Raw genomic sequence first — 16130 nt, forward strand, 5'->3', positions numbered from 1 at the left:
GATGACTCTCATGCCAATCCTCCTCGCCGTCCTCGCGTTGCCGGTGTTCGTGGCCTTTGTGTTCACGCTGTGGACCGCGCGCAAGGTCGAAGCCGTGCTGCCGCCGCAGGGCCGCTTCGTCGACGTGCCCGGCGCGCGCCTGCACATTCAGGAATTCGACGGTGGCGATCCGGACCTGCCCCCGCTGCTCCTCGTGCACGGCCTCGCGGGCCAGCTCGCGCACTACACGTACGGCGTGACCGGCCGGTTGGCCGGGCGCTACCGCATGATCGCCGTCGACCGCGCCGGCTCCGGCTTTTCCACGCGCGCGCCCGCCACGCCGGCGGACCTGGACACGCAGGCCGCCATGCTCGCCGCGCTGATCGAACAATTGAAACTGGAGCGCCCGCTCGTCGTGGGCCATTCGCTGGGCGGTGCGCTCGCCCTCGCGCTCGCGCTGCGGCACCCGCACCGCGTCGGCGGCCTCGCGCTGGTCGCACCGCTGACGCACATGCAGGAACACGTGCCGCCCGTGTTCGAGGGCCTGACGATCGTGTCGCCGGCGTGGCGCAAGATCGTCGCATGGACCCTCGCGATTCCCGCGGCGATCAGGAACAGCCGCGTGGCCCTGGACCAGGTGTTCGGCCCGGAAGCCGTGCCAGCGGATTTCGCGACGCGCGGCGGCGGCCTGCTCGGCCTGCGCCCCGGCGCCTTCCTGGCTGCGTCCGACGACCTGCGCGCGCTCCCCGACTGCCTGCCGGCACAGGAGACGCGCTACGGCGAACTGCAGGTCCCCGTCGGCATCCTGTACGGCAAGGACGACCGCATCCTCGACTGGCGGGCGCACGGCCAGGCGCTCGCGGACAAGGTCCGTGGCGCGACACTCCAGCTGATCGACGGCGGCCACATGCTGCCCATCACGAATCCGGAGGCGACGGCCGCGTTCATCGACGCGGCCGCGGCTCAGGCGACGCTGTCCGCCAGCGCCGCCGTCAACGCGGCCAGGTCGTAAGGCTTGCGCAGCACGACGGCATCCGGCCAGTTGTTGACTTCCCCCTTCCCCGTCGCGAACACGATGCGGATGCCGGGCGCCAGGGTGCGGGCCTGGGCGGCCAGCAGGTCGCCGGACATGCCGGGCAACAGTACGTCCGTGATCAGCAGGTCCGACGCGGGCGACATGATCCCGAGCGCCTGCTCCGCATCGACGGCTTCCAGCACCTCGTGGCCCAGGTGGCGCAGCAGCGCCGCGGTCGAGTCGCGGATCTCGTCCTCGTCTTCCACCAGCACGATGCGCAGGCGGCCCGGGTCGGGCGCGCGCCCGGCCGAAGGCGGGACGGGCGGCGCGCTGTCCACGTGGACGCGGTTGCGCTGGTTCGCGAGCACCTGGCGGATGCGGCGCGCCAGGCTTTCGCGCGTGTACGGCTTGCCCAGCAGTTCCACGCCGGGATCGAGGCGGCCGCCGTGCACGATCGAGTTTTCCGTGTACCCGGACGTAAACAGCACGGCGAGATTCGGCAGCCGTTCGCGCGCCATGCGGGCGAGGTCCGGGCTGCGCAGGGTGCCGGGCATGACGACGTCCGTGAACAGCACGTCGATCGGCACGCCGGATTCCACCACCGCGAGCGCGCTGGCCGCGTCGGCCGCCTTCAGCACGCGGTAGCCGAGCTGGGTCAGCATCTCGACGACGGTCGTGCGCACGGCTTCGTCGTCTTCCGCGACGAGGATCGTCTCGGTGCCGCCGACGGCCGGCTGGTGCGGATCCATCGGGCCCAGGGGTTCCTCGGCCGCCGTCGTGCGCGGCAGGTACAGCTTCACCGTCGTGCCCTGCCCCGGCTCGCTGTAGATCTTGACGTGGCCCCCGGACTGCTTGACGAAGCCATACACCATCGACAGGCCGAGGCCGGAACCTTTACCCTCTGCCTTCGTCGAGAAGAACGGCTCGAACGCCTGGCGCAGCACGTCCGGCGTCATGCCGCTTCCCGTGTCCGTCACGGCCAGCATCACGTACTGGCCCGGCGTCACGTCGCCGTGCGTGCGGCAGTACAAATCGTCGAGGATGGCGTTGTGCGCCTCGATGGTCAGCTTGCCCGCGCCGGACATGGCGTCGCGCGCATTGATGGCGAGGTTGAGGATCGCGTTCTCGACCTGCGCCACGTCGACCGCCGTGTTCCACAATCCACCCGAGATCGCGAGCTCCACCTCGATCTCTTCGCCGAGCGCACGGCGCAGCATGTCTTCCATGCCCGTCACCACGCGGCCGATCTTGACCACCTTCGGTTCCAGCGGCTGGCGGCGGCCGAACGCGAGCAGGTAGCTCGCCAGCTTCGCGCCCTTCCCGACCGCGGAGCGCGCATTGCCGATCCAGCGTTGGACCTCGGCGCCCCCCGTGTTCATTTCCAGCAGCTGCAGGTTACCCGAGATGATCTGCAGGAGGTTGTTGAAATCGTGCGCCACACCGCCCGTCAGCTTGCCGATCGTCTCCATCTTCTGCGACTGCTGCAGCGCCAGTTCCGTGCGGCGGATCTGCTCCGCCTGTTCGCGGTCGGCCGTGATGTCGCGGCCGATCGCGTGGATGAAATCGGCGTCCGGCGCCGCGGTCCACGACAGCAGGCAATAGCTGCCGTCCTTGCGCCGGTAGCGGTTCTCGAATTTATAGACGTAGTGGCCCTCGCCCAGCGACGCCATCTGCGCCATCGTCGCGGCCTGGTCGTCCGGGTGCACGAGCTGCAGGAAGTTCTTGCCGACGATGTCGTGCTCGGTCCAGCCGAGCAGCGATCCGAACGACGGACTGACGGCTTCGACGCTGCCGTCGAACGACGCGACGAGCATGAGGTCGCGCGACAGGCGCCACATGCGGTCGCGCTCCGCCGTGCGCCGCGCGACCGTCGATTCCAGGTCCGTGTTCAGCGCGGCGAGGCGGTGCGCGATGACCTTCTGGTCTTCGATGTCGATGCTGGTGCCGATCCAGCGGGCCACGTTGCCCTCCCCGTCGCGCAGCGCGACGGCGCGCGACAGATGCCAGCGGTACGTGCCGTCCGCCCGGCGCAGGCGGAATTCGGCGTCGTACGGCGCGCCCGACGCCACGGCGATGGCCCAGCGCTCCTGCGCGCCCGGCAGGTCGTGGGGATGGACGGTGGCCGTCCACGCGCTGCCGGCCAGGGTGTCGTGATCGCGGCCGCTGTACGCGTACACGTGCGTATTGAACCAATCGAGCTTGCCGTCCCGCGTCGCCGTCCACACCTGGTTCGGCATCGCCTCGGCGAATGTACGGAATTTTTCCTCGCTCTCGCGCAGCGCCCGCTCGGCCTCGACGCGCACCGTGACGTCGCCGCCCTGCACGAAGATGCCGAACACGGCGCCGTCCTCGCGCTTGACGGGCTGGTAGACGAAATCGACAAAGTGCAGGCGCCGTTCGCCATCGCTGCCCGCCAGCCACAGCGGGCTCGCGGTCGCGGTATAGGTCGTGCCGGAGAGGTAGACCTGGTCGAGGATCGCGATCACGCCCTGGGGCACCGTCTCCGGCAAAGCCTCGCGCAGCGGCTTGCCGAGCAGGTCGCGCTGGCCGGCGAGCGCGCGGTAGGCGGCGTTCGCGGACTGGATCACATGGTCGGCGCCCGCCAGCTGGGCCATGAAGCCGGGCGCCTGCTCGAACATGGTCTGCAGGCGGCCGTGTTCCCCGCTCAGCCAGCGCTCGGCGCGCACTTTGGCCGTCGTCTCGACGACGATGGCGATCACGCCGACGACGGCGCCGGCCGCGTCCACGATCGGCGAGTAGTCGAGATTCATCCACACCGGCTCGGGCTTGCCGCTGCGGTGCAGGGTCAGTTCCTGGTCGCGGTACGACAGCGTGCCGCCGGCCAGGCCGACTTTCATCACGTTGTCGTTGAAGTCGGCCACTTCGGGCCAGCCTTCGCGCACCCTGGAGCCGAGCAGGCGCGGATGGCGCCCGCCCGCGACGCCGGCATAGGCGTCGTTGTAGATCATGACGCCGTCCTCGCCCCATAACGTGACGATCGGCACGGGCGAGCGCAGGATCAGTTCGACGGTCGTACGTACGACGTCCGGCCAGCGGCAGATGGGGCCGAGGCTCGTGCCGGCCCAGTCGTAGTCGTCGATGATTCCGCCCAGCAGGCCGCCGCCCGCGCCGAAGGTTCTGACCGGAGCCGCCTGAGTCAACATCGTGTGGATCTGCCCGCTGGATGATTGAGAAGTCCGCGATTTTAAGCGCGTTTGCAATCGTGCGGTCACACGATTGGCGACCTTGTCCGGATCGGCCCCCGTTCGCTGCACCGCATGCTAAGGTGCGGGCCAGATACGGCGGCCGCGCGCGCGGCGATCCCGCACCGGCATGCTGCAGGACAGCACGAAAATTCCCGGCGAAAGCACCCGTGCGCCGTCTCTCCGGAATTAATATGTTGCTGCCGCACACACACCTTACCAAGGGGGACAGCGTTTATGAGCCAGAGTACACCTCTGTCGCTGCACGTCCCGGAGCCTACCGGCCGCCCGGGTTGCAAGACCGATTTTTCTTACCTCGCCATCCACCAGGCCGGCGACACGCCGCGGCCGCCCGTCGACGTCCGCTACCAGGACACGGCGGCACTCGCCGCCGGCATGATCCGCGTGCTGGACGACGACGGCAATGCCGTCGGCCCGTGGGATCCCGGCCTCGACCGGGACACCTTGCGCTTCGGCCTGAGAACGATGATGAAGACCCGCATCTTCGACGCGCGCATGGTGATCGCCCAGCGCCAGAAGAAGCTGTCGTTCTACATGACCTCGCTCGGCGAGGAAGCCATCGGCAGCGCCCATGCGCTCGCCCTGCAGGATGGCGACATGTGCTTCCCCACCTACCGCCAGCAAAGCCTGCTGATGGCGCGCGAGTATCCGCTCGTGGACATGGTGTGCCAACTGCTGTCGAACGAAGCGGACCCGCTGAAGGGCCGCCAGCTTCCGGTGATGTATTCCGTGAAGAACAAGGGCTTCTTCACGATCTCGGGCAACCTCGCCACCCAGATCCCGCAGGCGGTCGGCTGGGCCATGGCGTCCGCGATCAAGGGCGACACGAAGATCGCGTCGGGCTGGATCGGCGACGGCGCCACGGCGGAAAGCGATTTCCACACGGGCCTCACGTTCGCGCACGTGTACCAGGCGCCCGTGATCCTGAACGTCGTCAACAACCAGTGGGCGATCTCCACGTTCCAGGCGATCGCGGGCGGCGAGAGCGTCAGCTTCGCCGCGCGCGGCGTCGGCGCAGGGATCGCGTCCCTCCGGGTGGACGGCAACGATTTCCTGGCCGTGTATGCCGCATCGTGCTGGGCGGCGGAACGCGCGCGCTCCAATCTCGGACCCACGCTGATCGAATGGGTGACGTACCGCGCCGGGCCGCACTCGACGTCGGACGACCCGTCGCGCTACCGGCCCGCCGACGAATGGACCTACTTCCCGCTGGGCGACCCGATCGGCCGCCTGCGCCGCCACCTGATCGGCAAAGGCTGGTGGTCGGACGCGGAACACGAGGCGCTGCAGGCCGAACTGGAAGCCGAGGTGCTGGCCGCGCAGAAGGAGGCGGAACGCCACGGCACGCTGATCGACGGCCGCGTGCCGAGCGCCGCGTCGATGTTCGAGGACGTCTACAAGGACATGCCCGAACACCTGCGCCGTCAACGCCAGCAACTGGGGGTGTGACATGAAGCGCGACATCGACAACGACATCAAGACCACCCCGATGACGATGATCCAGGCCCTCCGGGCGGCCATGGACGTCATGCTCGGGCGCGACGACAACGTCGTCATCTACGGCCAGGACGTGGGCTATTTCGGCGGCGTGTTCCGCGTCACCGACGGCCTACAGGCGAAATACGGCAAGCAGCGCTGCTTCGACGCGCCGATCTCGGAAGGCGGCATCGTCGGCACGGCGGTGGGCATGGCGGCGTACGGCCTGCGTCCCGTCGTCGAGATCCAGTTCGCCGACTATTTCTATCCCGCGACCGACCAGATCGTGTCGGAGGCGGCGCGCCTGCGCTACCGCTCCGCCGGCGATTTCACCGCGCCGCTGACGATCCGCATGCCCTGCGGCGGCGGCATCTACGGCGGCCAGACGCACAGCCAGAGTCCCGAAGCGTTCTTCACGCACGTGTGCGGGCTGCGCACGGTGATGCCGTCGAATCCGTACGACGCGAAAGGCCTGCTGATCGCCGCGATCGAGAACGACGACCCCGTCATCTTCCTGGAACCGAAGCGGCTGTACAACGGCCCGTTCGACGGCCACCACGACCGTCCCGTCGTCTCGTGGGCCAAGCACGCGAAGGGCGAAGTCCCGGAAGGCTATTACACGGTCCCGCTGGACAAGGCCGCCGTGTTCCGCGAAGGGAGCGACCTTACCGTGCTCACCTACGGCACGATGGTGTGGGTGTCCGAGGCGGCCGCGAACGAGACGGGCATCGACGCCGAGATCATCGACTTGCGCACCCTGTGGCCGCTGGACCTGGAGACGGTCATCGCATCCGTCAGCAAGACCGGCCGTTGCGTCGTCGTCCACGAAGCGACCCGCACGAGCGGCTTCGGCGCGGAACTCGCGGCCCTCGTGCAGGAACACTGTTTCTACCACCTGGAAGCGCCCATCGAGCGCGTGACGGGCTGGGACACGCCTTACCCGCATGCGCAGGAATGGGCGTATTTCCCGGGACCGGACCGCGTGGGCGCGGCATTCAAACGAGCGATGGAGGCGTGATGGGACAGCATGTGATCAAGATGCCGGACCTGGGCGAAGGCATCGCGGAAGTGGAAGTCGTCGCCTGGCGCGTGCAGCCGGGCGACGCGATCGTCGAAGACCAGGTCCTGGCAGACGTCATGACGGACAAGGCGACGGTGGAGATTCCGTCGCCGGTGCACGGCACGGTGATTGCTCTTGGCGGCAAGGTCGGGGAATCGCTGGCGGTCGGTGCGGAGCTGATCCGGCTGGAAGTGGAAGGTGCGGGGAATGCGCAGGCGGCACCGCCGCCCGCCGACGAACCCGCGGAAGTCCCGCACGGCTTCGTGCCGGAGCCGGCGCGCGTGGCGGAGGCCGCGGCGAGCGTCGCGCAGGCGGCGCCGGCCGTCGCCCCGCCGCCGTCGCGACCCGCACCCGCGCGTGCGCCTGCGCCTGCGCCTCGGCCTGCGTTACGCGCGGCGGGCGAAAAACCGCTGGCCGCGCCGGCCGTGCGCAAGCGCGCGTGGGACCTCGGCATCGAGCTGCAATACGTGGCCGGCAGCGGTCCAGCGGGCCGCATCACGCACGCGGACCTGGATGCCCACATGGCCGGGCGCGGCCGCGCTGCGGGCGCGGACGGGCGCTATGCGCAACTGGAAGGCGAGGAAGCCGTCCCCGTGATCGGCCTGCGCCGCAAGATCGCGGAGAAGATGCAGCTGGCGAAGCGCCAGATCCCGCATTTCACGTACGTCGAGGAAGTCGACGTGACGGAACTGGAAGCGCTGCGCGGCCAGCTGAATGCGCGCTACGGCGAAGAACGGGGCAAGCTCACCCTGCTGCCGCTGCTGATGCGCGCCGTCGTCCTCGCCCTTCGCCGCTTCCCCGACGTGAACGCCCGCTACGACGACCAGGCGAACGTGGTGACGCGCTACGCGCCCGTCCACATGGGCATCGCGACGCAGACGGATGCCGGCCTGATGGTGCCTGTCGTGCGTCATGCGGAAGCGCGCGATCCGTGGTCCAGCGCGGCGGAGATCGCCCGGCTGGCGGATGCGGCGCGCCATGGCAAGGCGGCGCGCGACGAGTTGTCCGGCTCGACGATCACGCTCACGAGCCTCGGCGCACTGGGCGGCATCGTCAGCACGCCCGTCATCAACCACCCGGAAGTCGCGATCGTGGGCGTGAACCGCATCGTCGACCGGCCTGTCATCCGCAACGGCGACATGGTGGCGCGCAAGCTGATGAACCTGTCGTCGTCGTTCGACCACCGCGTCATTGACGGCATGGTGGCGGCGGAATTCATCCAGGCCGTGCGCTCGTATCTCGAGTCGCCGGCCACCCTGTTCGTGGAGTGAGCGCATGACGGTCAAGACAGAGAACACCACCCTCCTCGTCATCGGCGGCGGCCCGGGCGGCTACGTCGCCGCGATCCGCGCCGGCCAGCTGGGCATCCCGACCGTGCTCGTCGAAGGCGCGGACCTGGGCGGCACGTGCCTGAACATCGGCTGCATCCCGTCCAAGGCGCTGATCCACGCGGCGGACGCGTTCCACCAGGCCGCCAGCTACGCGGGCGCGTCGCCGCTCGGCATCCGCACGGGCGCGCCGACCATCGACGTCGCGCAAACGGTCGCGTGGAAGGACGGCATCGTCAAGCGCCTGACCGGCGGCGTCGGTGCGCTGCTGAAGAAGAACGGCGCGAAAGTCGTGCAAGGCTGGGCGCGCATCCTGGACGGCAAGACGGTCGAGGTGGGCGACTTGCGGATCCGCTGCGAACACCTGCTGCTCGCGGCCGGCTCCGTGCCCGTCGAACTGCCATTCATGCCGTTCGGCGGCAACATCGTGTCGTCGACGCAAGCGCTGGCCCCCGAGACGCTGCCAGAGCACCTGGTCGTCGTCGGCGCCGGTTACATCGGCCTGGAACTGGGCATCGCCTACCGCAAGCTGGGCGCGCGGGTGACGGTCGTGGAAGCGGCCGGCCGCGTGCTGCCCGCCTACGACGACGACCTCGTGAAACCCGTCGCGGCAAGCCTGAAGCGGCTGGGCATCGGCCTCCACCTGGAATCGAGCGTGCTGGGCTTGGCCGAGGACGGCCGCAGCGACGGCTGCCGGGGCATCCGCATGAAGAACGGCGGCGGCGAGGAAGCCGTGCTGGAAGCGGATCGCGTGCTCGTCGCCGTCGGCCGCCGGCCGCGCACGGAGGGCTACGGCCTGGAAAGCCTGCTGCTCGACATGAACGGGCGCTACGTCCGCATCGACAACCAGTGCCGCACGTCGATGCGCAACGTGTGGGCCATCGGCGACCTCACGGGCGAGCCGATGCTGGCGCACCGCGCGATGGCCCAGGGCGAGATGGTGGCCGAGATCATCGCGGGCAAGCGCCGCCATTTCACGCCGAGCGCGATTCCCGCCGTCTGCTTCACGGACCCGGAAGTGGTCGTCGTGGGCATGACGCCGCAGGAAGCGGCTGCGCTGGGCCTCGATTGCATCGACGCGAGCTTCCCGTTCGCCGCCAACGGCCGGGCGATGACGCTGGAGTCCACGGACGGCTTCGTACGCGTGGTCGCCCGCAAGGACAATCACGTGATCGTCGGCTGGCAGGCCGTCGGCCGTGCGGTGTCGGAACTCTCGACGGCGTTCGTGCAATCGATCGAGATGGGCGCGCAGCTGGAGGACGTCGCGGGCACGATCCACGCCCATCCGACGCTGGGCGAGGCCGTGCAGGAAGCGGCGCTGCGCGCGCTGGGCCACGCGCTGCATGTTTAAAAAAACGCACGGGCGAAGCGGCGCCGCCCCCCGACGCCCTTCGCCCGTACCACGCACCAGACCGCTGGCACGCCCCCGATCCCGGACCCGCCGGGCCTTACTCCGGCGCCTTGTCGTCGTCCGACTGGCGGCTGCCCGCGTTGCCGGTACTCAGGCTGCCGATACCGCCGAGTCCAGTCTGCAACTCACCCGCTTCCTCGCCGACGAAGCCTTCGCTGTCGCGTTCAGCATCATTGCTCAGCAAATCGTCCGCCCTGCCTTTTTGCAGGTTGCGGCCGGTGTCCGACTGGGCATTCGTGCCGGTACCGCCGACCCCAAGCGTACCTGCGGAACTCGTGCCGTCCTTCGTCACCTGATCGTAGTTGCGCCCCTTGGCGTTGTTGCCTTCGCTCTGCATGGACATGGGATTCTCCATTCGTTCGCGTTGGTAATCATCTTAATCCTCCCGTAGCCGCCGCCTATAGGCACGCGCCCGGCTGGCTTGTAGGACATGTCGGGCGAGAATGACGCAAGGCATGTCTTGTATGCTATAAAACGCTGTTGCAATTGATGAATAGCGAATGAACGAACCGAACATCCTGGTGATCTACGCCCATCCGGCGCCGCACCGCTCGCCCGTCCACCGCCGCCTCGCCGAGACGGCGCGTGCCCTGCCCGGCGTCGAACTGTGCGACTTGTACCAACGCTATCCCGACTTCGACATCGACGGCGAGCAGGAACGCGAGCGTCTGCGCACCGCCCACCTGCTCGTGTTTCTCCATCCGTTCCGCTGGTACGGGATGCCTTCGATCGTCAAGGAATGGATGGACGTCGTGCTGCAGCCCGGCTGGGCCTACAACGATTACGCCCACACGGGCGAGTGCGCGCTGCGCGGGAAAAGCTTCTGGCTCGTGACGACGACGGGCAGCAATCCCGACGCCTACCAGCCGGGCGGCCTGCACGGGCGGCCGTTCGCGGACTTCCTCGCGCCGTACGAAGCGACGGCCGCGCTGTGCGGCATGGACTGGATCGCGCCGCTCGTCATGCACGGCAGCGCACAGGCGACGCCGGAAGCGATCGACGCGTTCGCCGCCGAGTTCCGCCATCGTCTCGAAGGCTATGCGGGCCTCGCCGCTGCCGCTCTACAGGAGCGTGCAGATGGAACATAATCTTCTTCAGAACGCGGTCGTCTACCTCGGCGCCGCCGTGCTGGTCGTCCCGCTCGCGAAGCGTCTCGGCATGGGCGCCGTGCTGGGCTATCTCGTCGCCGGGATTCTCATCGGCCCGTTCGGCCTGCGCTTCGTCGCCGACGGCGAGGACGCGCTGCACTTCGCCGAATTCGGCGTCGTGCTGCTGCTGTTCCTGATCGGCCTGGAATTGGAGCCGAGCCGGTTGTGGGCCTTGCGCCGGCCGATCTTCGGCTGGGGCGGCGCGCAGGTGCTGGGCGTCGCGGCCGGCCTGTTCGGCGCCGCCCTCCTGGTCGGCATCGACTGGAAGATCGCGCTGATCGCGGGCCTGGGCCTGTCGCTGTCGTCGACCGCGATCGCCCTCGCCTCGCTGGAAGAACGCAACCTGATGCCGACGCCGGCCGGCCAGGCCGGCTTCGCGATCCTGCTGTTCCAGGACATCGCGGCGATCCCGATGATCGCCATCGTGCCTTTATTGGGCGTGCCCGAATCCGCCGGCGGCGGCGGGAATGCGTGGATCGCGGCGCTGAAGGTGGCGGGCGTGCTCGCAGGCCTCGTCGGCGCCGGCCGCTTCCTGCTCCGGCCCCTGCTGCGCATCATCGCCAAGACGGATGCGCGCGAAATCTTCACCGCGTTCGCGCTGCTGCTCGTCATCGCGATCTCGCTGCTGATGCAGTGGGTGGGCATGTCGATGGCCCTCGGCGCGTTCATGGCCGGCGTGCTGCTGGCCGATTCGGAATACCGTCACGCGCTCGAGACCGACCTGGAACCGTTCAAGGGCCTGCTGCTCGGCCTCTTCTTCATCGCGGTCGGCATGTCCGTCGACTTCGCCGTGTTCCTTGCGCAGCCGGGCCTCGTGCTGGGCCTCGTCGCTGGCTTCCTGGTCATCAAGATCGCCGTGCTGTACGGCCTGTCGCGCGGGCTGAAGATCGCGCGCGGCCAGCACCTGCAGTTTTCCCTGCTGCTCGCGCAGGGAGGCGAATTCGCGTTCGTCGTGTTCGGCGCGGCCGCGACGGCAAAGGTGTTCTCGCCGGACGTGGCCAACATCCTCGTCGTCGTCGTCGCGCTGTCGATGGTCGTCACGCCGCTCGCGCTGATGGCCTACGACCGCTTCTCGGCCGGCCGCGAAGGCCGCGGCGGCAAGCGCAAGGCCGACCGCATCGAGCCGAACGAGGACCACGTGATCGTCGCGGGCTTCGGCCGCTTCGGCCAGATCGTCGGCCGCTTCCTGCACGCGAACAATGTGCGCCTGACGGTGCTGGACCACGACCCGGACCAGATCGAGGTCCTGCGCCATTTCGGCTTCAAGGTGTTCTATGGCGACGCGACCCGGCCCGACCTGCTGCGCGCCGCGGGCGCCCCAAAGGCGAGAGCCGTCGTCGTCGCCATCGACGACATCGAGGACAGCCTGAAACTCGTGGACGCCGTACGGCGCGAATATCCGGACCTGCCCGTGTTCGCGCGCGCCCGCAACGTCACGCACTACTACCAGCTGATGGACCGGGGCGTGGAGCTGATCGAGCGCGAGACGTTCGAGGCGGCGCTGCGGCTGGGCCGCTCCGTGATGACGGCGGGCCTGGGCCAGAGCGCGTACGCCACGCGGCAGGCCGCGCTGAAATTCAGGCGCTACAACAAGCAGACGCTCGATACCGTCTACCCGTATTACAAGGACCGCGAGACGTTCGTGTCGATGGCCAAGCAGGCGCGCGAGGAACTCGAAGCCATGATTTCGCGCGACCGCAAGGCGTTCGACGAGGAGACCGGCAGCGACTGGGATTGATCAGGGTGCGGGCTGGTCCGTCCACGTCGGGCCCGGCGTGGCCGGCGTCCCGTCCACCCAGTCGATCCGGTCGATGCACATCCGCCGCGCCGTCTGCGCGAGGTCCCACGCGTGGTACACGATCCATGTGGACGTCCCGTCCGGCCCGGTGGTGAACGAATTGTGCCCCGGCCCCAGCAGGTCCCCGCCTTTCGGCGTGCGCATGAGCAGCGCCTCGTGCCCGCCTTCCGGCCGCGTGTACGGCCCGAGCGGATCGTCCGCGACGACCCAGCTGACGCCGTAGTTGTCGCGCTCCCACGCGCCGCCGCTGTAGAAGCAGTAGAAGCGGCCATCGTGCTGCAGCACGGCCGCGCCCTCCACCGTGTGCCAGTCGTACACGGCCCCGTACATCGTGCGGTCCTTGCGGAACACGTGCCAGTCCTCGTGCGGGCGGACCACGACGCGCGGTTCGCCGGCCAGCGTCGTCATGTCGACGAGCCGGTCGACGACGATGCCCGTGCCGACGCGGTACTCGCCTTCCAGCGCCAGGAAATCGGCGCAATAGAACAGGTACCACCGCCCATTCGCCGCACGGAACGGATGCGCGTCGATGGCGAACGGCTGATCGGGCACGAGCAGCTTGCCGCTGTCGACGAACGGCCCGGCCGGGTGGTCGGCGACGGCCACGCGCAGCTTCTGGTCCGTGCCTTCCGGGGCCGAGCCGGCCGAGTAGTACATGTAGAAGCGGCCGCCGTGGCTCGCCACTTCCGGCGCCCAGTAGTGCGCCGCGCCGATCGGCAACAGCGCGTGGCCCAGCGGCTCCCAGTCGACGAGGTCCAGCGAGCGCAGGACGGGCACCTGGCGTCCGTCCGCGCCGCCCGGCGCCGTGCCGTACGCGTAATACACACCATCGTGGCGCAGCACGAACGGGTCCGCGAACACGTCCGGGTAGACCGGGTTGCGATACGTCTTCGCCATGGGCACGCTCACAGCGAGAAGCGCAGCCCGAGGCCGTACGTGGTCGGGTTGTAGCGGATGTCGCGCGGACGGATTTCGGAGCCGAGATAGCTTTCGTACTTCTCGTGCGTCAGGTTGATCGCGTCGAATTGCAGCGACAGGTTCTTGTTGAGCGCATACGATACGCTCAGGTCGACGTACGTGCTGGCCTTGACGATGCGGTCCTGGAAGAAGCGCGGCTCGGCGATCTGCTCGACGAAGTTGCCGCGGTGCGTCGCGGTCAGGCGTCCCGTGATGCCGTTCCCTTCATACAGCAGCGCGAAATTGTAGTTCTTCTTCGCGACGTTCGTCAGCGCGGTCGTGCGGTACGCGGTGCTCGTCGGCGAGACGGGCGTCTGGTTGTCGCCGTCGATCCACGTGTAGTTGAACTGCGCGCCGAAATTGCTCCACGGGCCGGGCAGGAAGTCGAAGAACTTCTGTATGCCGAATTCCGCGCCGCGCAAGGTGCCCTTGCCGGAATTTTGCGGACGCGTCACGCGATAGTTCTGGCCGTTGATGACTTCGCTCGACTCCATGTTCTGCAGGTAGCCGTCGATATCGCGGTGGAACAGCGCGATCTGCGCGTAGCCATTCTTCGGGAAGTAGTATTCGAGCGTGGCGTCCGTGTTCACGGAACGCGTCGGCCGCAGGTTCGGGTTGCCGGACGAGCCGGTGCCGGGCGCGTTGACGGTCGGCGGGATCAGCGACAGCGCCGGGTTCAGCGACGCGAAATCCGGCCGCGTGATCGTCTTGCCGACCGCGAGGTGCGACTGCAGGTTCTCGCGCCAGCCGACGACCGCCGCGAAGCTGGGCAGGAAGTTGTTTTCCGTCGAGTTCACGGCGATCGGCGTCACCACGTCGCCGATGCGGCTGTTGCCGTTCAGGTTGCGCGCCACGTGGACGTAGCGCCCGCCCACCGTGCCGGACAGGTCGACGTCGCCCGCCTTCGTCTTCCAGCGTGCCGCGAGGTACACGGTGTTCGTGCCTTCGCGCTGCTCGAACGTGCGGGTCGGGTCGTCGGGCACGCGGCCCGGCGCGGCGCCGTAGAACGCGCGCACGGTGTCGGCCTGGTCGATCAGGAAGTCGCGCGACGGCGTCAGCCACGGACCGCCCAGCCGGTCGAGGCCCGGCACCAGCGCTTCGAAGCCGGGACCGAACGCGTCGACCGGGTTCGCGCGCACCGCCCCCGCGATGTCGCTGTGGCCTTCCGCGCCGTGGAAGCTGGCGAGACGGTTCGACAGGCGCAGGCCGGCGTCGATGCCCGAGAAGAAGCCGTCGCCGAGACGGTACGACACGTCGCCGCGCCACTGCACCTGCTCCCCTTTCGAGATGCCCCAGTTCTGCACCATCCCGCGCAGCACGAACGCGCGCGGATCCCGCAGGGCATTCGGACTCGTGGGCGTGCTCACGCTGTTGTAGCCGCCGTGGCCGTCCGCGCCGTACGTGTAGACGCCGACGCTCGCGCCCGGGATCTGCTGGTCGACGATCACCGTGTCGTTGACGAACGTGGACTTGGTCCAGCCGAAGTTGGAACTCGCCTTCCACGGGCCTTCGCGGTAGTTCAGGCCGAGGTTCAGGAAGTGCGACGTCGTGTGCTCCTTCACGCCCCACGTCGACGTGGCCGTGTACGGATCCCAGTCGTACGGCCCGCCATACTGCGCGGCCTGCGCGTACGCGGACTGGATCGGGCAGACGACGCCTTCCGGCGTGTCGCAATACGCGCCCTGCGGGGCCAGTTGCACGTTGGTCAGACGCGGCGTCCACGTCGTGATGGCGAGGATGTAATCCACTTCGCTGCGCGCGCGGTAGCCCGTGCCGAGGTATTGCACGTTCGCTTCCAGCGTCGGGTTGACCTTCCACTGCAGGGCGCCGTGGATGCTGCCGCGGTCGCGGTCGCCCGCGTTGTAGATGCCGCCCACGTTGGGCAGCTCGCCGAGGCGCGCGCCCGGCGTCGATGGCGCGAGCGGGCCGTCGCCCAGCCGCGTGCCGACGCCATTCGCATCGATGGAGTGCACGCGGTCGGGGCGGTCCACCCACTGCACGGGATAGCCCCAGTGCTCGCGGTTGAACGCCACGTCGACCAGCGCGCCGATCTCGCCATAGCTCGTGTTCCAGCGGTTGCTGGCCGAAAAGCCCGCGCCCGGGTTGTTCTTCGTCGACGTCGCGTCGGACCCGCTCACCTTCTGGCGGCGGTCTTCCACGTAGCCCGTCACGTTCAGGCCCTTCAGGTCGAACGGCTGGCGCAGCCGGACGTCGATGCCGCCCGCGATGCCGCCTTCGAGCTGGTTCGGCGTCGCCGTCTTGTACACGTCCAGGCCGCCGATCGATTGCACGGGCAGGTCCTGGTACTGCAGCCGGCGCCCGTTCCCCGTGAAGTATTCCATGCCGTTCAGCGTCGTCACGACGTCCGGCAGGCCGCGGATGATCACCTGGCTGGTTTCTCCGCGGTCGCGGCCGACCTGCACGCCGGCGATCCGCTGCAGGGCGTCGCCGGCGGCGCGGTCGGGGAACTTGCCGATGTCTTCCGCGTTGATCGAATCGACGACCTGCACGGCATCGCGCTTGATCGCCTCGGCGCTGCGGATGCTGCTGCGCAGGCCGGTCACCGTCACTTGCTGGATTTGTGCACCCGGCGTAGGCGCGCCCGGCGAAGGCGAAGGTTGCGAGTCGGTGGTTTGCGCAGCCGCGGCGTGCGCAAACAACACGAGGATGGCCGCGGACACGGGCCGGCGTTGGAACGTATTCATGCGCATCTCCCGATTATTAGTAATAAGTT

Annotated in this window: 11 protein-coding genes; 7 read left to right on the plus strand and 4 right to left on the minus strand. The window is 68.6% G+C overall.

Annotated elements, in window-relative coordinates; all coding sequences use genetic code 11:
• The first annotated feature begins 1 nt into the window (after position 1).
• Entirely contained in the window at positions 2–991 is a 990-nt protein-coding gene (locus QPK29_RS05260; protein ID WP_371770307.1) for an alpha/beta fold hydrolase, read from the plus strand.
• Here the strand turns inward: QPK29_RS05260 and QPK29_RS05265 are convergent.
• Positions 943–4158, minus strand: a complete 3216-nt coding sequence (locus QPK29_RS05265; protein WP_371770306.1) for a PAS domain S-box protein — start codon at positions 4156–4158, stop codon at positions 943–945. The genes QPK29_RS05260 and QPK29_RS05265 overlap by 49 nt on opposite strands.
• Before the next feature lie 276 nt (positions 4159–4434).
• On the opposite strand from QPK29_RS05265, the gene QPK29_RS05270 reads away from it, so the two are divergent.
• Genes QPK29_RS05270 through lpdA form a run of 4 tightly spaced genes read left to right on the plus strand, consistent with a single transcriptional unit; the run spans position 4435 to position 9433 of the window.
• Complete coding sequence (locus QPK29_RS05270) at positions 4435–5667, plus strand: 3-methyl-2-oxobutanoate dehydrogenase (2-methylpropanoyl-transferring) subunit alpha (protein WP_056132985.1); 1233 nt, start codon at positions 4435–4437, stop codon at positions 5665–5667.
• Position 5668: 1 nt separating this feature from the next.
• Positions 5669–6712: an alpha-ketoacid dehydrogenase subunit beta gene (locus QPK29_RS05275; protein ID WP_371770305.1), complete on the plus strand. Its 1044-nt coding sequence runs from the start codon at positions 5669–5671 to the stop codon at positions 6710–6712.
• The gene (locus tag QPK29_RS05280; RefSeq protein WP_371770304.1) at positions 6712–8025 is read left to right on the plus strand and encodes a dihydrolipoamide acetyltransferase family protein; all 1314 of its coding nucleotides are present in this window, start codon (positions 6712–6714) and stop codon (positions 8023–8025) included. Before QPK29_RS05275 ends, QPK29_RS05280 begins: the two co-directional genes overlap by 1 nt.
• A gap of 4 nt (positions 8026–8029) precedes the next feature.
• A complete protein-coding gene (gene lpdA / locus QPK29_RS05285) occupies positions 8030–9433 on the plus strand; it encodes a dihydrolipoyl dehydrogenase (protein WP_371770303.1) in 1404 nt (467 codons plus the stop codon).
• A 97-nt stretch (positions 9434–9530) separates the two neighbouring features.
• On the opposite strand, the gene QPK29_RS05290 is transcribed toward lpdA, so the two are convergent.
• Positions 9531–9836, minus strand: coding sequence for a hypothetical protein (locus tag QPK29_RS05290; protein ID WP_160410411.1), 306 nt, complete (start codon positions 9834–9836; stop codon positions 9531–9533).
• A 157-nt stretch (positions 9837–9993) separates the two neighbouring features.
• On the opposite strand from QPK29_RS05290, the gene kefF reads away from it, so the two are divergent.
• Together kefF and kefC are read left to right on the plus strand one after the other, a co-directional pair.
• Positions 9994–10581, plus strand: a complete 588-nt coding sequence (gene kefF, locus QPK29_RS05295; RefSeq protein WP_371770302.1) for a glutathione-regulated potassium-efflux system oxidoreductase KefF — start codon at positions 9994–9996, stop codon at positions 10579–10581.
• Positions 10571–12379, plus strand: coding sequence for a glutathione-regulated potassium-efflux system protein KefC (gene kefC / locus QPK29_RS05300; RefSeq protein ID WP_371770301.1), 1809 nt, complete (start codon positions 10571–10573; stop codon positions 12377–12379). The genes kefF and kefC overlap by 11 nt, the downstream gene beginning before the upstream one ends.
• Here the strand turns inward: kefC and QPK29_RS05305 are convergent, their stop codons facing one another.
• Together QPK29_RS05305 and QPK29_RS05310 are read right to left on the minus strand one after the other, a co-directional pair.
• The gene (locus QPK29_RS05305) at positions 12380–13336 is read right to left on the minus strand and encodes a glycoside hydrolase family 43 protein (RefSeq protein WP_371770300.1); all 957 of its coding nucleotides are present in this window, start codon (positions 13334–13336) and stop codon (positions 12380–12382) included.
• An 8-nt stretch (positions 13337–13344) separates the two neighbouring features.
• Positions 13345–16101: a TonB-dependent receptor gene (locus tag QPK29_RS05310; protein ID WP_371770299.1), complete on the minus strand. Its 2757-nt coding sequence runs from the start codon at positions 16099–16101 to the stop codon at positions 13345–13347.
• Positions 16102–16130 lie beyond the last annotated feature (29 nt).

This window comes from Massilia orientalis (assembly GCF_030411975.2).
In the GTDB taxonomy this organism is placed as follows: domain Bacteria; phylum Pseudomonadota; class Gammaproteobacteria; order Burkholderiales; family Burkholderiaceae_D; genus Telluria; species Telluria orientalis.